The 18,607-nt window shown below is 71.8% G+C and carries 16 protein-coding genes; 6 read left to right on the top strand and 10 right to left on the bottom strand.

Annotated features, from left to right (window positions below; all coding sequences use genetic code 11):
• Positions 1-70 precede the first annotated feature (70 nt).
• Positions 71-1,531: a DHA2 family efflux MFS transporter permease subunit gene (locus tag AB0B39_RS17360; protein WP_357489393.1), complete on the bottom strand. Its 1,461-nt coding sequence runs from the start codon at positions 1,529-1,531 to the stop codon at positions 71-73.
• A 193-nt stretch (positions 1,532-1,724) separates the two neighbouring features.
• On the opposite strand from AB0B39_RS17360, the gene AB0B39_RS17355 reads away from it, so the two are divergent.
• The 5 genes from AB0B39_RS17355 (at position 1,725) to AB0B39_RS17335 (ending at position 8,602) form a co-directional block, all read left to right on the top strand.
• Complete coding sequence (locus AB0B39_RS17355; protein WP_357489391.1) at positions 1,725-2,183, top strand: MarR family transcriptional regulator; 459 nt, start codon at positions 1,725-1,727, stop codon at positions 2,181-2,183.
• A gap of 23 nt (positions 2,184-2,206) precedes the next feature.
• A complete protein-coding gene (locus tag AB0B39_RS17350) occupies positions 2,207-3,220 on the top strand; it encodes an LLM class flavin-dependent oxidoreductase (RefSeq protein WP_357489389.1) in 1,014 nt (337 codons plus the stop codon).
• 78 nt (positions 3,221-3,298) lie between these two features.
• Positions 3,299-6,349 carry a BTAD domain-containing putative transcriptional regulator gene (locus tag AB0B39_RS17345; RefSeq protein ID WP_357489387.1) on the top strand — a complete coding sequence of 1,017 codons (3,051 nt, stop codon included), beginning with the start codon at positions 3,299-3,301 and terminating at the stop codon, positions 6,347-6,349.
• A gap of 44 nt (positions 6,350-6,393) precedes the next feature.
• Positions 6,394-7,566: an amidohydrolase family protein gene (locus tag AB0B39_RS17340; RefSeq protein ID WP_357489385.1), complete on the top strand. Its 1,173-nt coding sequence runs from the start codon at positions 6,394-6,396 to the stop codon at positions 7,564-7,566.
• Positions 7,567-7,648: 82 nt separating this feature from the next.
• Positions 7,649-8,602, top strand: a complete 954-nt coding sequence (locus tag AB0B39_RS17335; RefSeq protein ID WP_357489383.1) for an aromatase/cyclase — start codon at positions 7,649-7,651, stop codon at positions 8,600-8,602.
• Positions 8,603-8,661: 59 nt separating this feature from the next.
• On the opposite strand, the gene AB0B39_RS17330 is transcribed toward AB0B39_RS17335, so the two are convergent.
• Genes AB0B39_RS17330 through AB0B39_RS17315 form a run of 4 tightly spaced genes read right to left on the bottom strand, consistent with a single transcriptional unit; the run spans position 8,662 to position 12,442 of the window.
• Complete coding sequence (locus AB0B39_RS17330; RefSeq protein ID WP_357489381.1) at positions 8,662-8,925, bottom strand: acyl carrier protein; 264 nt, start codon at positions 8,923-8,925, stop codon at positions 8,662-8,664.
• 37 nt (positions 8,926-8,962) lie between these two features.
• Complete coding sequence (locus AB0B39_RS17325; RefSeq protein WP_357489379.1) at positions 8,963-10,174, bottom strand: beta-ketoacyl synthase N-terminal-like domain-containing protein; 1,212 nt, start codon at positions 10,172-10,174, stop codon at positions 8,963-8,965.
• Positions 10,171-11,439, bottom strand: coding sequence for a beta-ketoacyl-[acyl-carrier-protein] synthase family protein (locus tag AB0B39_RS17320; protein ID WP_357489377.1), 1,269 nt, complete (start codon positions 11,437-11,439; stop codon positions 10,171-10,173). The genes AB0B39_RS17325 and AB0B39_RS17320 overlap by 4 nt, the downstream gene beginning before the upstream one ends.
• Positions 11,440-11,449: 10 nt before the next feature.
• Entirely contained in the window at positions 11,450-12,442 is a 993-nt protein-coding gene (locus AB0B39_RS17315; RefSeq protein ID WP_357489375.1) for an acyltransferase domain-containing protein, read from the bottom strand.
• A 271-nt stretch (positions 12,443-12,713) separates the two neighbouring features.
• Between AB0B39_RS17315 and AB0B39_RS17310 the strand changes: the two genes are divergently transcribed.
• Complete coding sequence (locus tag AB0B39_RS17310) at positions 12,714-13,745, top strand: ketoacyl-ACP synthase III family protein (protein WP_357489373.1); 1,032 nt, start codon at positions 12,714-12,716, stop codon at positions 13,743-13,745.
• Between the two features lie 6 nt (positions 13,746-13,751).
• Here the strand turns inward: AB0B39_RS17310 and AB0B39_RS17305 are convergent, their stop codons facing one another.
• From AB0B39_RS17305 to AB0B39_RS17285, 5 genes are all read right to left on the bottom strand, one after another.
• A complete protein-coding gene (locus AB0B39_RS17305) occupies positions 13,752-14,672 on the bottom strand; it encodes an ABC transporter substrate-binding protein (protein WP_357489371.1) in 921 nt (306 codons plus the stop codon).
• Between the two features lie 9 nt (positions 14,673-14,681).
• A complete protein-coding gene (locus AB0B39_RS17300) occupies positions 14,682-15,440 on the bottom strand; it encodes an amino acid ABC transporter ATP-binding protein (protein ID WP_357490575.1) in 759 nt (252 codons plus the stop codon).
• Between the two features lie 47 nt (positions 15,441-15,487).
• A complete protein-coding gene (locus AB0B39_RS17295; protein ID WP_357489369.1) occupies positions 15,488-16,390 on the bottom strand; it encodes an amino acid ABC transporter permease in 903 nt (300 codons plus the stop codon).
• A gap of 12 nt (positions 16,391-16,402) precedes the next feature.
• The gene (locus AB0B39_RS17290) at positions 16,403-17,455 is read right to left on the bottom strand and encodes an LLM class flavin-dependent oxidoreductase (RefSeq protein WP_357489367.1); all 1,053 of its coding nucleotides are present in this window, start codon (positions 17,453-17,455) and stop codon (positions 16,403-16,405) included.
• Between the two features lie 66 nt (positions 17,456-17,521).
• On the bottom strand, positions 17,522-18,595 hold the full coding sequence (locus AB0B39_RS17285) for a phosphotransferase family protein (RefSeq protein ID WP_357489365.1): 1,074 nt from the start codon (positions 18,593-18,595) through the stop codon (positions 17,522-17,524).
• Positions 18,596-18,607 lie beyond the last annotated feature (12 nt).

The raw sequence follows: 18,607 nt of genomic DNA, 5'->3' as shown, positions 1-18,607 counted from the left end.
GGCGGCGGAGCACCACCGCTGCCGGTTGTAGCCGGCTGTGCTCGCGGCACGGTCGAGAAAGGCCCGAGCGTTACGCCCGTTGCTGCTCCGGGGCCCGCCACGGTCCGGGTACCAGGGACGCGGCGAGCCCCGCCACCACGGCGAAGCCCGCCACCAGCCAGTACGTCCGGCCGTACGCTTCCGCGGGGAAGCCCGAGGTGCCACCGAGTCGGTCTTGCAGGGCGACCGCGACCACGGCGATGCCCAACGAGCCGCCGATTTGGTTGAGGATGAACAGGGCGCTGGTGGCCCGGGGAGCGTGGTCGGGACCGACCGCGAGGTACATGAACGCCATCAGGCCGGGCACCGTGAAGCCGATGCCGAAGCCGCCGACGCCGAACGCGATCGCGGTCAGGACCGTCGAGGTGTCATCACCGACGCCGGACAGCACCAGCGCGGCGATCGTGGCGAGCAGCATGCCGATCGGTGCGGTCACGCGGGCGGTGAGCCGGGCGCCGGCCTTGCCGACGGAGATCGCCCCGGCCGCGCCGAGGATGCCCGAGGGCACCATGAGCAGGCCCGCGTGCAGGGCTCCGAAGCCGCGTGACTGCTGGTAGTACAGCGGCGTCAGGAAGAGCAACGTGTTGGCGACCGCCCCGACGAGCAGCATGGTGACCACCGACATCGTGAAGCCGCGTTGGGTGAACAGCCGCACGTCGATCAGGGGCTCGGCCGCGCGGCGGGCGTGCAGCACGTACGCCAGCAGCAGCGCCACGCCGACGGCGAAGGCGGTGAGCGCCGCAGGATCGCCGAAGTCGCCGCGGTGGGCCGCGGTGGTGAGCCCGTAGATGAGCACCGCGAAGCCGGGTGAGAGCAGGGCCAGACCGAGGACGTCGAGGCGTGGCCGCGGCCCGGCGCGGTCCGGAGCGTCGGCCGGCAGCGTCCGAAGCGCGAGCAGCAGGGCGATGGCACCGACCGGCAGGTTGATGAGGAACATCCACCGCCAGCTGATGTCGTCGACGAAGAAGCCGCCGAGGATCGGCCCCAGCACCGGCCCGATGGTCAGCGGGATCGAAATCAGCCCCATCGCCTTGGTGACCCTGGCCGGGCCCGCGGCGCGGGCGATCGCGGCCTGCACGACCGGGAAGATCATTCCGCCGCCGAGCCCCTGGAGCAGGCGGAACGCGATCAGACTGCCGGCCGACCAGGCCAGTCCGGACAGCAGCGAACCGACGGTGAACAGGACGACCGCGAACACCCAGACCTGACGAACACCGAAGCGGTCGACGCCCCAGCCGGAGATCGGGGTCGCGACGGCGACGGCGAGCAGGTATCCGGCGGTGACCCACTGGATGGTCGGCAGGGTGGTCCCGAAGACGGTGACGAGGCGGTCCACCCCGACGTTGACGATGGTCTCGTCCAGCAGGGCCATGAGGAGCGCCAGCAGCAGGACTCCGGCCATCTTGAGGAATGCGGGATCGAGGCGGTCGGCCCCCGGGTCAGCGGGCTTGTCGCCGGGCGCGCGCTGGGGCGCGCTGGTGTCGCTGGCCATGGTCGTTACCTCCGAGCGGCAGTACGGTCCGGTATTGACGCGCACAGAATACATGTAGGTGCAGACATTTTTAAGCTCGATAACCCCTTCTCGGCAGTCATCTTTCGCTCGTAGTCCACAAGAAGTGAATGCCTATACATTGAATCCGCATGGACGTGTAAGGTGTACGGCGACGACTCGGAGGGCGGGCGGCATGGCGGAACGACGCGGCGGGCAGCCGGACGTGCTCGACCTGTGGCGGCAACTGACGGTCCTCACCGGCCGCCTGGGCCAGGCACTCGACAAGCGCCTCGTGCGAGAGTTCGACCTCACCCTCACCGAGCTGCTGGTGCTCGACGAGCTGACCCGCGGCAACCCGCGCGGCATGCGCATCCAGGACCTCAGCGACGCGGTTGCCCTCGACCAGTCCTCGATGAGCCGCCTGGTCAGTCGGCTCACCGCCAAGCAATTCGCCGCCCGGGTCAGCTGCGACCACGACCGTCGCGGCGTCTACTGCCAGATCACCGACCTGGGCGCCGAACGGCACGCCGCGGCCGCCCTGGTCAGCCGCGCCGAACTCAGTGCGGCACTGGACGCCGCCGCCTTCGACGACCGGCTGGCCTCCGTGGTGGCGCGGCTGACCCGCCCGGTCGTCATGCCCGCCGACACCTGAGACCCGAACGAGGGAGTCATCCCGTGCAGTTGTCGATCCTGGACCAGTCGATGATCCCGGAGGGGTCCACACCGACTCAGGCGCTGACCAACACGCTCGATCTGGCTCGTAAGGCCGACGCCCTCGGGTACCACCGCTACTGGCTCGCCGAACACCACGCCACGGCGTCGTTCGCGAGCCCGGCCCCCGAGATCATGATCGCGCGGCTCACCGCGGAGACGACCGGCCTGCGCATCGGCAGCGGCGGCGTGCTGCTGCCGTACTACAGTCCGTTCAAGGTGGCCGAGACGTTCCGGGTGCTCCAGGCCCTGGCCCCGGGCCGGATCGATCTGGGCATCGGCCGAGGCGCCGGAGCCTCGTCCCGGGACGCCCGGCTACTCAACCCCTCCCTGGGCGACTACTCCGACCACGCCTTCGCCGAGCAGGTCAGTGCCGTACGGGCATTCCTGGGCGAGCCAGGCGACCGGGGCGGCGTCATGCCGACGGTGGACGGCGTGCCGCAGGTCTGGCTGCTGGGCGCGAGCCCGTCGAGTGCCGTGCTCGCCGGGCGGCTCGGCCTGCCCTACTCGTTCGCGCACTTCGGCCGTCCCGAGGTCGTCACCGAAGCGGTCCGGGCGTACCGCGAAAGTTTCGACACCCGTGGCGGTGACAGCCCGCGGGTGATGGTCGGCATCGGGGTGTACTGTGCGCCGACCCGCGCCGAAGCCGAGCACGTCTTCGCCAGCCAGCGCCTGTTCCGGCAACGCATGACGCAGGGCGACCTGCGTCCGGTACCAGCGCCGGAGACCGCGCTCGCGGAACTCCACTCCCGGCCCGCGGCGGCGACCGGCGAGCGGGAGGAGTGGCCGCGATACGCGGTCGGCTCCCCCACCGACGTCGCCGAGCAGCTCACCGCGATGGCCGCCGCGGTGGGTGTGGACGAGTTCGTGGTGTTGTCCACCATTCACGGACACAGCGACCGCGTGCGCTCGTACGCGCTGCTGGCCGAGGCTCTGGGCCTACGACCGCGTACGACCCCGGCCCTGCAACGCGCATGACACTTGTCAACCTTCGCGATCCCGGCTCGCAACATCGACGAGCGATGATGGAAGGGGTTGTTCGCGAAGGAGGACCGTGTGAGCGTGCAAGCCGGCGGCGAGGACGCCACCCCGACGGAGGAGTACCGCGTCCTCGGGCCGCTGACGGTGGTTCTCGCCGGCCGCTCCGCGCCGGTGACCGCACCGAAGCAGCGCATCATCCTGGCAACCCTGCTGCTGCGGGCCGGCACCTGGGTCACCGCCGCGGAACTGGCGAACGCCCTCTGGGACGACCGCGCACCGAAGAACCCTCGCAGCGCCCTTCAGGTGCACCTCACCCGCCTGCGGGCCCTGATCGCCGCCGTCCACCCCGAGAGACCGGATCTGATCGAGACCCGTCCCGGCGCGTACCGGATCGTGGTGCCGCCGGGATCGCTCGACCTTGACCGCTACCGGGACGCGATCGCGCAGGCCCGCGCCGCCCGACGCGCCGGGTCCGCCGATGTCGAGCTGGCCTGGTTGCAGCAGGCCCTGGCCCAGTGGCGTGGCGACCCGCTCGCGCTGGTGCCGTCGGCCCGTATCCAGCGGGAGGTGGTCACCGCCCTCCAGGATGACCGACTGCGCTGGATGGAGCGCCGATTCGAGCTGGCGTTGGCCACGGGCCGGCACGCGCAGGTCATCGGCGAGCTGCGCGCCGCGACCCTCGCCCATCCAGAGCGCGAGCGCCTGTGGGGCCAACTCATGGACGCCCTCGCCGAGACCGGCGACCGGGCTGCGGCGATAGCGGCGTACCACCAGGCACGCGGCACGCTGCGCAACGATCTGGGCGCCACACCAGACACGGAGCTGCGGCCCCGCTACCGCCGGCTGATCGCCGCGACAGGTCAGAGGCGCCGCAACGTGGCGATCTCGAGGGCGGGCGTCGACGTATGGCGGGCACAATGCCAACTGCCACCGGACATCGCCGACTTCGTCGGGCGGGTGGAGATCGTCCGCGACCTGTGTACGACACTGGAGTCGGGCGACACACCGGTGGTCTGCCTCACCGGGGTGCCAGGGGTGGGGAAGTCGGCGCTCGCCGTGCGGGTGGCGCACCATCTCCGGACCCGGTTTCCCGACGGTCAGTGGTACCTGTGCGGTTCCGAACGGACCTGGCCCGACATCCTCGCGGAGATGTTGGCCACCTCCGGAGTGGAGCAACCGCCGACCAGCACCACGGCCGCGGTGGCCCTGCTCCGCCGGCGGCTCGCCGGACGGCGACTGTTGGTGACGATCGACGACGCCCCGGAGGGCCTCCCACCCCACGGGCTGCTTCCCCTTCCCGCCGGATGCGTGGCCCTGGCCGTACGGCGCGGTGACCCACCGGCCCTGGGCTGCGACGTCGCCCACGTGGTCACCCTCGACGTGCTCTCCCCCGCCGAGGCCGCGGCACTGGTGACCGACATGGTCGGCCAGGCCCGGGTCGGCCGCACGCCCGCCGCGCTGGAGGCGCTGGTCGAACGCTGTGACCGGCTGCCCCTGGCACTCCGGATCGCCGGCGCGCATCTGGTCACCCATCCGACCCGCGACATCGGCGAGTTCGCCGAACTGCTCGGCGCTGACCCGCTCGGCACGCTCAGCCTGCCCGGCAGCCGGCGGGCAGCGGTCCGCACGGCCTTCGAACTCGCCTACTCCGCACTGCCCCCGGCCGTCCGGCGGGTCTTCCGGTTCCTCGAACTCGTACCCGGGTTCGCGCACCGCGTCGAGACGATCGCGGAGCTGACCGGAATGTCACCGTCCGACGCGGCCGGAACCGTGGCGGACCTGGTCCGCGCCCGGATCGCCGAGCTCGGGCCCGACGGGGTCATCCGGCTGCACAGCCTGGTGGCCCGGTTCGCCGCCGAGCGGGGTCTCGACGAGGATCCCCCGGCGGATCGGCAGGCCGCGCTGGTTCGGCTGGGAACGCGGTTGCTGACCGTCGCCGACGAGGCGGTGCGGCTGTGTCACCCAGACGTGGTCCGGGTCGGTGCCGGCATCGGGACGGCGACCTTCGGCAGCCACCGGGCGGCCCGGACGTGGCTGCAACGGGAGCGCCGCAACCTCGTTGCTGTCGCGGTGCACGCCGCAGCCGCCGGGCTGACCCCGCTCGCCGTGGGCCTGACCGACGCGCTGCGCGGCCCTTGCGGCGCCGACCGGCACCACGGCGACTGGCGGATCGCCGCTGAAGCCGCTGTTGCGGCCACCGACCGGCTACGCGAGCCCGCGTACGCCGCCGTCGCCCGGCTCAACCTGGGACTGGCCTTGCAGGGGCTGAACGACCTCGGGCCCGCCGAGATCCATCTGCGGCATGCCTGCGACCAACTACGGCGACGAGGTCCGGCCGAGTTGGAGGTCGTCGCCGTGACCGCTCTGGCCATGCATCGCCTGCAACAGCCGACCAAGCGGTTCCACGACGCCATCGGGCTGCTCCACCGTGGCCTGCGACAGTGCCGACAACTGGGGCTGCGGCACGCCCAGGCACGGTGCCTGCTGTACCTCGGGATGGCCCACCACGCGCGCGGGGAACTGCGCCTGGCGTACCGCCAGTTCAGCGCCGCGGCGCGGATCGACGAACGGGCTGGTGACTACTCCGCCAAGGCGGAGATCCTGGCCCGGCTCGGTGACGTCTGCGTTGATCTCGGCGCGCACCGCGAGGCGGTTCGGCGGTTACGGACGGCGTTGCGGCTCGGCCGGTCAGCCCGCTCGGCGCACTCGGTCGCGCTCGCCTCCTACGGGCTGGCCCGGGTACGCCGCGCCACCGGCCGACCGAAACCCGCCCACTCGCACGTGGCCCGAGCCATCGCTTTCGCCGAATCCGGCGGTTACCTCGCCGTGCTGGTCAACGCCCGCAACCTGCTCGCCGGCCTTTATCGAGACGAGGGCCTGAACAGGCGTGCGGAGCTGGAGTACCGGCGCGCACTGCGCGAGGCCGAGCGGATCGGTCATCCGGGCGCGCGGTGCGAGGCGCTGACCGGCCTCGCGCTGCTGGCCCACGAGCGCGGCCGCGACCATCAGGTCCCGGTGATGGCCCGGCAGGCGACCGGCGCCGCCCGGGCCGCCGGGTCACCCCGGCTGCTCTCGCAGGTCCGGGAGCTGCTCGCCCCACTCCAGCCGGCTTCAAGCAGGCGCTGAGACGCTGCCCAGCGGCGACGCGCACGGGCAGCGGAGGACAAACGATGGTGGCGATAAGAGCACGGCGGCTCTTCGACGGCCGAAGCGCGATCCGGGCCGAACGGCCGACCGTGCTCGTCGACGGCGGCGTGATCCGAGCGGTGTTCGACGGGCCACCACCGCCCGGGGACGAGGTGATCGACCTGGGTTCGGCCACGCTGATGCCGGGTCTCGTCGACGCTCACGTCCATCTCGCGTTCGACGCCGCGGCGGACACCGTGGCCGGACTCGTCACCGCCGACGACGACGTCGTACTGGACCGGATGCGGTCGGCCGCGGCCGCGACCCTCGACGCCGGCGTCACCACCGCCCGCGACCTCGGCGACCGCGGCTACCTGAGCCTGCGGGTACGAGCCGAGACGGCGGCCGACGTCCGTCTCGGTCCACGGTTGCTGCTGGCCGGGCCGCCGATCACCTCGGTCGGCGGCCACTGCTGGTTTCTCGGCGGTGAGGTCGAGGGCGTCGAGGCGATCCGCGCGGCGGTCCAGGACCGGGCGGCGCGGGGCGTCGACGTGGTCAAGGTCATCGTCACGGGCGGTCGGCTCACCGCCGGGTCCCACCCGCACGAGGTGCAGTTCGGGCCGGCCGAGCTGTCCGCCGTCGTGAAGGAGGCGAAGCGGCACGGTTTGCCGGTCACCGGGCACTGTCATGCCGCAGACGGTATCGCCGATGCGGTGGCGGCGGGATTCGACGGAGTCGAGCACTGCACGTTCGTCACCGCCGACGGCACCGCCGTCGACCCGGCACTGCTGGACCGGATGGCGGCCGTGGGCACCCGGGTCACCCTCACCCTGGGATCGGTCCCGCAGCCCGCCGAGCACACCGGCGCGGATGGGACCGATCCCCGGCGGCAAGCTGTGCACGACGCGTTGTGGCGCGTCGCCACCTCGGGGGTGCCCGTCGCCTGCGCCAGCGACGCCGGCTGCGGGCCCGGTAAGCCGCACGGATCACTGGCCTATGCGGTGCAGGCGATGGTAGGTCTCGGTTTCTCGCCGACGGAGGCATTACGAGCCGTCACCTCCGGTGCCGCCCAGGTCTGCGGGATCGCCGACCAGGTGGGCCGGATAGCACCCGGGTACCGGGGCGACCTGCTCGCGGTCGACGGTGATCCGGCCGTCGACCCGGGGGCGCTGCGGCACGTCGCCGCGGTGTTCCGTGCCGGGCTGCGCGTGCGATAGCTCTCCAACGGCGCTCCACCGGACGTCGATCGGTACCCGGAACGCTCGGGTCGTACCCGATCCGACCAGTAGGAGGCCCGCCGTGCCCGAACCCGAAGTCCACATCACCCGGCACAGCATCGACGTCAACGCACCCGTCGACGCGGTGTATCCGGTCATCGCGGACGTCACGAGGTGGCCGTACACCTTCGGGCCGACGGTCCACGTCGACCTCCTCGAACGTCACACCGAGGGACCGGAGCAGACCGAACGGCTCCGGTTGTGGGCCACCGCGAACGACGTCGTCCGGTCGTGGACCTCGCGGCGCACCCTGTACCCGGCCGCCGGTCGTGTCGTCTTCCGGCAAGAGGTGTCGGCGGCCCCGGTGGCGTCCATGGGCGGCGAGTGGCACCTCGAGACGCTCGACGGCGGCCGCACCCGGGTGGTGCTCCTGCACGACTTCACGGTCGTGGACGACGAGCCCGGCTCGGCCGCGTGGGTGAGACGTGCCGTCGACGCCAACAGCACGGCGGAGCTGGCTGCGCTGCGCGCCGCGGCACGTTCCGCGAATGCCCGCACCCTGCTCTCGTTCGAGGATTCCGTCACCGTCCCGGCCCCGGCGGCCGACGTGTACGACTTCCTGTACCGCGCCGACCGGTGGGTCGAACGGCTGCCGCACGTCGCCCGCGTCGGACTCACCGAGGACGAGCCGAACGTCCAGATCCTGGAGATGGACACCCTGGCCCCGAACGGTCCGGTACACACGACCACGTCGGTCCGGGTCGGGTTTCCCGCCGAGCGGATCGTCTACAAGCAGACCACGCTGCCGCCGCTGCTGGCGGCGCACACCGGCGCCTGGACGCTGCGCGCGGAGGGCGGCGGGGTGACGGTGACCTCGCGCCACACCGTGGTGCTGCGACCCGAGCGCATCGAGGAGCTTCTGGGACCGGGAGCCACCCTCGCCGGAGCCCGCGAACTGGTCCAGCACAACCTCAGTACCAACAGCATCCGCACCCTGGAACAGGCCCGCCTGCATCTACAGCCGGTCAGCGACTGACCGGCGACGGACACGGCGATGCGCGGCGACCAGACGGTCCGCCGCGCATCGCCGTACGATCACACGTCGCTCAACGTACGGTTGACGTCTTCCAGGAACGCCCGGGGCGTGTCGCAGCGCTCGACCACCTCGTCCGGCAGTGCCACCGCGAACTCGCGGGACACCCGTGAGACGGTCTCCAGGATGGCGAGTGAGTCGAAGCCGAGTTCGACGAACGGGGTGTCGAGGATGTCCCCGTCGATGTCGACGGTGTCGTCGTCGCCGGCCGCCTCCCGCAGGATGCGCCGCAGGTCGTCGAGGCTGAGCAGTTCGCGAGTGGTCATGGCAATTGATCCCTTCGGTTGTCGGGTCGCTCGGACGTCACTGCTGCGCCCGGCGGAGTACCGCGGCGGCGTTGAAACCGCCCCTGCCCCGGGCCAGCACCAGCACGCAGCTCAGCGGCAGCGGCCGGGGCGCGCCGGTCACGAGGTCGATCGGGCAGTCCGGGGCGGGCGCGTCCACGCCTTCGGTATGCGGGGCGACACCATCGCGCAGAGCCAACAGAGCGGTGGCCAGATCCAGTGCCGCCGCCCCCGCCTGCAACCGTCCGACCATGCTCTTGGGCGCGGTGACGGGCACCGCCCGGGGCCCGAAGACCGCGGCCAGCGCGGCCGCCTCGGCCCGGTCGGCGGCCCGGTCGGCCGTGCCGTCGGCGAAGACGAGACCGACGTCGGCCGGTGCCACCTGCGCGTCATGCAGGGCCCCGTTGATCGCCCGCTGCAGGCCCGTCGTCGGTGCGCCGGCAGGATCGAACGTCGCGGCGTATCCCGCCAGTTCGCCGTACACCTTCGCGCCCCGGGCACGCGCTGCGTCCCGGTCCTCCAGCAACAGGTGGGCGCCGCCCTCTCCCGGCACGGCACCGTCCGCGTCGGCGGCGAACGGCCGGTAGGCCCCGTCCGGGTCGGTCCGGGTGGTGTACCCGCCCGTGCTCACCAACCCGGCGACCCCGAGCGGACAGAGGGCGCCGTCCACCCCGCCGGTCAGTATCGCCGGTGTGCCGCGACGAATCTGCCGGCGCGCGTGCCCCACCGCGTCCAGACCGCCCGCGTGGTCAGTGACCAGGGCCGCACCGGGTCCCCGCAGGTTGTGACGGATCGAGATCTGCCCTGAGTTGACCGCGTAGAACCAGGCGAACGACTGGTAGGCGCTGACGTGACTGCCGCCCTTGCTCCACAGGTTCTCCAACTCGCGCTGGCCGAACTCGAAGCCACCCATCGAGGACGCCGTGGCGACGCCGATGTCGTAGCGAAGCCCGCCGGCGTCCGGCACCCCCGCATCGGTCAGAGCCTGCCCGGCCGCGTAGAGACTGAGCCGGGTCATCCGGTCGGTCTGCGGCAGCAGCCGCCCCGGCAGGTGCTCCTCGGCGGCGAAGCCGGACACCTCACCGGCCAGGCGCACCGGGTAACCGCTCGGATCGAAGCGGCTGATCTTCCGGATGCCGGGCCGTCCGTCCAGAATCGCCCGCCAGTACGCCTCGGTGCCCAGCCCGTTGGCCGCGGCCACCCCCAGGCCGGTTACGACGGCGGTGCTCATGCCGTCCTCCGATCCGGACGAGCCAGCACGACGGCGCTCTGGAAGCCGCCGAAGCCGCTGCCGACGCTCAGCACGGTGTCGACCCGCTGTTCCCGAGCGGTCAGCGGAACGTAGTCCAGGTCGCACTCCGGGTCGGAGACGTACAGGTTCGCGGTCGGTGGAACCACGCCGTACTCCATGGCCAGCGCGCAGGCGACCAGCTCGAGCGCGCCGATCGCACCGAGGGAATGCCCGATCATGGATTTGATCGAGCTCACCGGTACCCGGTAGGCATGGTCGCCGAGGCTGCGTTTGAACGCCGCCGTCTCGTGGCGGTCGTTCTGCTTGGTGCTCGACCCGTGCGCGTTGACGTAGTCGACGCCCTCCGGGGCGATCCGTGCCTCGTTCAAAGCCACCCGGACCGCCTCGGCCATCTCCACACCGTCGGGCCGCAGCCCGGTCATGTGGTACGCGTTGCTACGGCTACCGAACCCGGCGACCTCCGCGTACACGTGTGCGCCACGGCGTCTGGCGTGTTCCAGCTCCTCCAGCACGAGCACGGCTCCACCTTCGCCGAGTACCAGCCCGTTGCGGGTGGCGTCGAAGGGGCGCGACGCGTGCGCCGCGTCGTCGTTGCGGGGGCTGGTCGCCTTGATGGCGTCGAAGCAGGCGAGCGTGATCGGTGAGATCGGCGCGTCGGTGCCGCCGGCGACGACCACGTCGGCGCTGCCCTCGCGGATCAGTTCCGCGCCGTGCCCGACGGCGTCCAGCCCGGACGTGCAGCCGTCGGAGATCAGCGCCACGGGTCCCTGCGCACCAACGGTGTGGGCTACTTCGGCTGCGGCCGAGCTGGGCACGAACCAGTCGTACAGGTGGGGCACCGCGTACTCCGGGTCGACCAGCCAGGACCGGCCGCCGTCGCTCAGCACGACGTACTCGCGTTCCATGCTGGTGGTGCAGCCGACCGCGCAGCCCAGCGACACGGCCAGCCGTTCACCGTCCGTGCCGGGCAGGTCGAGGCCACTGCCCGCGACCGCCTCCCGGGCTGCGGCCACCGCGAACTGGGTGGCCCGGTCCATCCGCCGCGCCTCCTGCGGGCTGAGCCCGGCCTCGACCGGATCGAAGTCGCACTCGGCGGCGATCCTCGACCGGTAGGGCGACGGGTCGAAGGCGGTGATGGGCCGGGTCGCGGTGCGGCCCGAGCTGAGCAGATCCCAGTACTGCTTGAGGTTGATACCACCCGGAGCGACGGCTCCGAGCCCGGTGACGACCACACGACGACTCATGGTGCGACCGTCACACTCGCGGCTCAAGTGCCGGTCGAGGCGTCCTGGAAGCGGGGGCGGTGACGGCGGACAGTGCCGCGGCGAAGGTGGCGAGGTCGTCCTCGCGGCTCCCGGCTCGGACGGGCAGCGCGGCCAGGGCCGTTGACTCGCCTCGTCGTACCGTTGGATGACGTCTGGCGAGCACGGTGAGCCCGTGCGGCGCGCCGGCCTCGAGAAGCACGCCCGGCCCGGTGGCGCAGACCGCGTCGAGGGCGGCGGCGAATTCGACCGGCGCGACAGGCTGCCGGGCCCAGTATTGCGGGTCGGTTGCCACCGCCGCAGTCATCCGGGTGCCGGTGTAACAGGAGTACACGGGCAGCCGTGGAGGCCGCAACGGCACCGTGCGCAGCAGCGGTACGGAGCGGGCGGCCTCCGCAGCGACGGCAGGACTGTGGAACGCCACCGTGGAACGGGCCGACTGGCAGGTGATGCCCGCTTCCCGCAGGCGCTGCGCGGCTCGGGCGAGGGGTTCGTCGGGACCGGCGAGCAGCACCTGGCGCGGACCGTTGATGGCGGCGAGCGCCACTGCTCCGCTGAGGTAGGGCTGCACCTGCTCGGGTGTCGCGGCCACCGCGAGCATGCCACCGGGCGGCGCATCGGCGAGATGGGTTAGCCGGTCCCTGAGGACGCGGACGGCGTCCGACAGGATCAGCACACCGGCGAGGGTCGCTGCGACGACCTCGCCGACGCTGTGCCCAAGCAGAGCCGTCGGCACCACGCCACGGTCGAGCACGCTCCGACCGAGCCCCCAGCCGACCGCGAACAGCAACGGCTGGGAGCGGCGGAAGTCGTCAAGCGGCACGACCGGATCGGCGGCGAGCCAATCCGCCCGGATGGCGGGGCCCTCGGGTCCCCACAGGGCGAACACCTCGTCCACGTGGCGACGGAAATCGGGGTCGCCGCGGTACAGACCGGTGGCCATGCCGGGTCGCTGGGCGCCCTGGCCGGGGAACAGGAGCGCCACCCCTACTGCTCTTCTCAGCTTAGACATGCACGGCAACGTCGCACCGGTCGCTTGAGACCGGCTCCAGACGTACGCGCTCGACGGCTTCTCGACCCCGCGCCGAGCGCGACACGCGACGGTGGCGACACCACGACGCGACCTCGCGGCCAACCCGCGGGAGCGTCCGTTTCCGAAAGCCTGCCCCGCCCCGGGCGGGCGACCGCCGCCGGCCCGGTGTCACGAGCATCGGGTCGGCGGCTCCACGGCACGTGAGGATGAGGGCGGCAAGCAGATGCGGATCGGTGGAATTCACGTGGCCGGCGTGGCCGCGCACATTCCGGGCCGGCTGGCGACGGCCGAGGCGGTCAGGGCCGGCAGTTGCGCGGCCCGACTGGCCGCGCAGACCGGGGTACACACAGTCGCCGTGTCGGCCGACGAGTCCGCCCCGGACCTGGCGGTCCGGGCCGCCGAGCTGGCGTTGAAGCGCTCCGGGCACACCGCGCACGAGGTGGCGTTGCTGTTGCACGCCTGCGTCTACCACCAGGGGCACGACATCTGGGCGCCGGCGTCGTACGTGCAGCGGATGGCCGTCGGTAACCGCTGCCCGGCGCTGGAGGTGCGGCAACTGTCGAACGGCGGGCTCGGCGCCCTCGACCTGGCGGTGGCGTATCTGCGCGCGGCGCCGGACCGGACAGCGGCGCTGATCACCACCGGGGACCGGTTCGGGGCACCCGGTTTCGACCGCTGGAACAGTGACCCCGGCACGGTCTACGGCGACGCGGGCACCGCCCTGCTGCTGTCCCGCTACGGCGGTTTCGCGCGGCTGTTGAGTCTGGCCACCGTCTCCGAGCCCGAGTTGGAGGGGCTGCACCGCGGCGACGATCCGTTCGGGGCCGCGCCACTGGCCCAGCGACAGCCAGTGGACCTTGACGTGGTCAAGAAGGCGTTCGTCGCGCGGACCGGAGTGTCGTACAGCATCAGTCGGGTGGTGGCCGGGCAGGCGGAGGCGCTGAGCCGGGCCCTCGCGCAGGCGGGACTGGAGTTCGCGGACGTGGACCGGTTCGTGTTGCCGCACTTCGGGTTGCGCAGGTTGACCTCGTCGTACCTGCGGCCCTGGGGTCTGACGCCGGAGAAGACCACCTGGTCCTGGGCTCGGACCGTCGGCCACCTCGGCGCGGGTGACCAGTTCAGCGGTCTGGCACACCTGGTGGAGTCCCGGCAGGTCCACCCCGGCGAGCACGTGCTGCTCGCCGGGGTGGGGGCAGGGTACTCGTGGACCTGCGCGCTGCTGCGGATCGACGAGGTCCCGGACTGGGCGGTGTGAGGCTCGTCAGGCCGCCGGCGGATTGACCGCTGAGCGCGGGATCGCGGCCGCCTCCAGGTGCCACTTGGCCAGGATCTTCTGGTAGGTGCCCTCGGCGACGAGTTCGTCGATCGCGGCGCGCAACGGTTCCGCCAGTCCGGCGCCCTTGTTCGTGGCGAGTCCGACGTCGCGGCGGCTGAGTTGCCCGGCGAGGCGCAGGCCCGGCTGTTGGGCGGCGGCGTACCGCAGCACGCTCGCGGAGCTGACCAGAACGTCGACGTGGCCCTCGCGTAGCGCGAGGAAGTGGGCGGCGGCGTCGCTGTAGGTGCTGACCCGGTAGGGCGGCTTACCGGCCTGGGCGCACCGGTCCTGCTGCTGACGTAGGTCGTTTTCGAAAGTACTGCCCACCCCGGTGCCGATCGAGGATCCGCAGAGCTGCCCGAGGTCGGTGACCTCGGTGAGCGGACTGTCGTCGCGGACCAGGATGCCCGTGCCGTCGGTCAGGTACGTGGTGAAGTCGAGGACCTTCTTGCGCTCCTCGGTGACGGAGAAATTGGCCGTACCGACAGCGAAGCGGCCGGCGCTGAGACCGGTCAGCAGCGATGCGCCACTGACCTGGTCACGCTTGACGGTCAGGCCGAGTTTCCGGGCGACCGCGTCGGCGACGTCGATGTCGATGCCGCGCGGCGGCCCGCCGTCCTGCGGGTGGAAGGCGATCGGCGGGGTCCCGACGGCCGAACCCACGGTCAGGACCCCGGATTGTCGGATGTCCGCCGGAAGCAGCGCCTTCAGTGCCGGGTCGGCCTGGACGGCGGAGACGACGTCCTCGGCGCCGAGGTCTTTCGGTGCTTCCTGGATGCTGCTGGCTGGTGCCGCGTGCAGGCATCCCGACAGCAGGACCAGTCCGACGGCGCCGACGGCCGCCAGGCGAATACGGCGATAGGGCACGGTGACTCCTCAGCGTTGCTGGATGGTGGCGAAGAATCGGGCAGTCCGCTCCTCCCGCGGGCTGCCGAGCATCGTGGCGGGCGGTCCCTGTTCGACGATCCGGCCGCCGTCCATGAAGACGATCTCGTCGGCGACCTCGGCGGCGAAGCGCAGCTCGTGGGTGACGATGAGCATCGTCATGCCGCCGGCGGCGAGGTCGCGTACGACCGCCAGCACCTCGCCGACCAGTTCCGGGTCGAGCGCGCTGGTCGGCTCGTCGAAGAGCATCACCTTCGGACGCAGGGCGAGCGCCCTGGCGATGGCGACGCGCTGTTGTTCGCCGCCGGACAACTCCCGGGGGTACGACCGCTCCTTGTGGGCCAGACCGACTCGTTGCAGGAGTTCCCGGGCCCGGGTTCGGGCGTCGGCACGGCTCGCCCCCTGCACCGCGACCGGCGCTTCGACGATGTTCTGCAGGACCGTGAGGTGCGGAAAGAGGTTCAGCGCCTGGAACACCATCCCCACGGCTGTTCGGTGCCGGGCGAGCAGCCGCGGTGGGGCCTCGATCACCCGGTTGCCGCGCCGGATCAGCCCGACCGGCTGCCCGTCGATGAGGACGGCTCCGGAGTCGGGCCGCTCGAGGCGGTTGACGCAGCGCAGCAGGGTGCTCTTGCCCGAGCCGGACGGTCCGACCACACAGGTGACCGTTCCGGCAGGGACGGTCAGGTCCACCCGATCGAGGACGACCACGTCCCCGAACGCCTTGCTGATCTGGATGAGCCGGACCATGCTGCGCGGTTCGCCGGTGGCCACGGTCAGTTCCTCGGCGGCAGTGCTCACCGGTCCTCCCCGGCGAGGAGCGACAGGCGTGGTCCCACCGGGCCGGCCCGACCGCTGCCCCGCCCGAAGAACTGCTCCAGGAGGTACTGGACCGCGCTGAGGAGGGTGGTGAAGAACAGGTACCAGAGGGTCGCCACGAGCAGCAGCGGAATCACGAGGTAGTTGCGGTTGTAGATGAGCTGGACGGAGAAGAGCAGGTCCTGTCCGGCGATGACGCTGACCACCGAGGTTCCCTTCAGCAGCGCCGCGGCCTGGTTGGCGGCCGGCGGAACGATGGCCCGCATCGCCTGCGGCAGCACGATGCGCCGCAGGGTGCGCGAACGTGAGAGGCCGAGGGCCTGAGCCGCTTCGGTCTGCGACCTCTCGACCGACAGCAGTCCGGCCCGGACGATCTCGGCGGCGTGTGCGGCCTCGTGCAGGGTGAGGCCGATGACCGCCGCCGCGAACCCGTTGATCAGACCGCGGGTGGGCAGGTCCAGGATCGTCGGGCCGAAGGGCACCCCGACCGTCAGCCGTGGGTAGACCAGCGAGATGTTGTACCAGAACAGCAGCTGGACCAGGATCGGCACGGACCGGAACAGCCACGTGTAACCCCAGCTGATCGCCTGCAGCAGGCGGCTGCCGGACAGCCGCATGACGGCCAGGACCGTTCCGAGGGCGAACCCCCCGACCAGGGCGATAGCGGTCAGCAACAGGGTGACCCGCAGGCCGTCGAGGACGACGTCGGCGGTGAGGTACTGGCCGACGACGTCCCACTCGAAAGCCGGGTTGCCCGCCATGCTCACCAGCGTGAGCAGGAGCACCACCAGCCCGGCCAGGCCCGCGACCCACCGCAGGGGACGTCGCGCGGGCCGGGCGTCGGCATAACTGTCGGCCATGACGGCCGTCGGGGTGGACACGGCGCGCTTCCGTCAGAACCTGGGCAGCACGTGCTCGGCGAACAGGCGCAGCGATGTGGCCGCCCGCTCGTACGGCACGTTGCCGGAGACCACCTGAAGGCTCAGGGTGACCTCACCGAACCAGTCGCGGATGGTCTCCACCGCCGCGACGACCTGCTCGGGTGAGCCGACCAGGGCTTTAAGGTCAGCCACCTGCCGGTCGAAGTTGCCCTTGCCGACCCGTTCCACGATCTTTTCGTAGCCGGGATAGTCGCTGCTTCGGGTGTGCGCCCACGACGATACGGCCGCGGCGAGCGCGCCGTGCGACTGATCGGCGTACTGGCGGCCGAGCCGCTGTGCCTCGTCGGCGTCGTCGGCCAGGAACGCGTTGTAACTCATGTGCACGTCCTCGTCGGTCGGCGTGAAGCCGCCGGCTGCCGCAGCCTTTCGGTACAGCGCGAGGACCTCCTGCACCTGCTCCCGGGAGTTGATCGAGGGAACGAGCATGACGCCGTACCCGTTGCGGCCGGCCGCCTCGGCTGATTCCGGCGACTTGGCGGTGGCCACCAGGATCCGCGGGTGCGGCTGCTGGACCGGCCGCGGCAACAGCGTGACGGGACCGAACCGGTAGAACCGGCCGTCCCACACCGCCTGCTCGGCGGACCAGAGCAGCCTGCACGCGTCCACGCCCTCGTCGAAGCGGGCCCGGCTCTCGTCCAACGGAATGCCGAAGGCCTGGAACTCGTCGGGCAGGAACGCCCGCCCGAACCCGACGTCGAGCCGGCCGCCGGAGATGGCGTCGAGCATCGCGAGCTTCCCGGCGAGTTTCACCGGGTGGGTGAACGCGGGCAGTACCGCGCCGGTGACCAGACGAATCTGCCTGGTCCGGGCCGCCGCTGCCGCCAGGAAGGTGACCGGGTCGGGGCTGTACCCGCCATACGGGGAGAAGTAGTGCTCAACCGTCTTGACGTGGTGAAAGCCCAGCTCGTCCGCCAGTTCCGCCAGGCGCAGGCTCTCCTCGAAGTACTGGACGGCGGGCTTGTCCTGCGGACCGACGGTCGGGAAGAGGTTGATGCCGAACTTCATTCCAGCTCCCTCGGATTCGGGCGGACCGCTGCTGGCCCCGTACGGTGCCGACCATGGCGGGGGTCCCTAGAGGCCCGCTACACCCGTACTGGAGAGATCGACACCGCTCTCGGCGAGCCGGCGGCGCAACAGCGCGGTCGCGTTGCGGTGCAGCGGAAAGTCCGACCCCGGCGGCAGGACGCCGGTCTCCTCCAGCAGCCGCACGACCCGGGCCGTGACGACACAGAACCGGAAGGCGGCGTCGACCTCGTGGTAGGCCAGATGGGCCAGGGGTCGGCCGAGAAGCCGGGCGTAGAACTCCTCGGTCTCGACGCGGGTCGGCAGACCGGGCAGCCGGGGGGCGCCGATCCCGTCGCTGAGAAACCGGTCCATGTGCAGGAACCAGGCCAGGTCGCTCTCCGGGCGGCCGACGTCGGTCATCTCCCAGTCCAGGAGGGCGGCCGGACGGTCGCCGGCGAATACGATGTTGCCGAGCCGGGCGTCGCCCCACAGCGGGCGAGGCGTCTGCGGCGCCGGCGGGCGGTGGGCCTGCAGCCAGGTCAGCGCGGTTCGGGCGGCGTCGTTGCGCGCGGCGCCGAAATACTCCAACTGCTCGGCGTAGAACGCCAGGTCGCCGGAGGGCGCGGGGGTCGCCCCCAGGGCCGCCGGATCCAGGCGGTGCAACCGCCCCATCGCGGACAGGGCGGCGAACCACGCCGCCCGCTGCCGCTGCGGCGAGGCCGAGGCCAGCCAGCCCTCCCGGTGGTACGACGGCAGGTCGGCGGGCACCTCACCGGCTACCCGGCTCATCACGACGAACGGCGCCCCGAGTACGCCCGGGTCGGGTTCGAACCCGAGTACGGGCGCGACCGGGACGTCGGTCCGGGCCAGCGCGATCTGCACACCGACCTGTTCCGGCCAGCGCAGGTCAGGAAAGATCCGGTGCCCGACCGGCGCGATCCGGACGGCGAGCGGCGCGACCTGATGTCGTCCGTCCTGGGCCCAACTGGCGTCGCAAAGCAGAATCTCGGCGGAGAATCCGGCAGTCCTCGGGACGGTCAACGGCCCCACGGCGACGTCACGGACGCCGCGCTGGTCGCGGAGCCAGTCGGCCAATCGGGCCCGGGTCAGGTCGGGGTCGCGTTGCACGGGTACGGGCACGGAAGGCTCCGA

Source organism: Micromonospora sp. NPDC049114 (genome assembly GCF_040648635.1).
Taxonomy (GTDB): Bacteria; Actinomycetota; Actinomycetes; order Mycobacteriales; family Micromonosporaceae; genus Micromonospora.
This window is presented reverse-complemented; position numbering and strand designations above follow the sequence as displayed.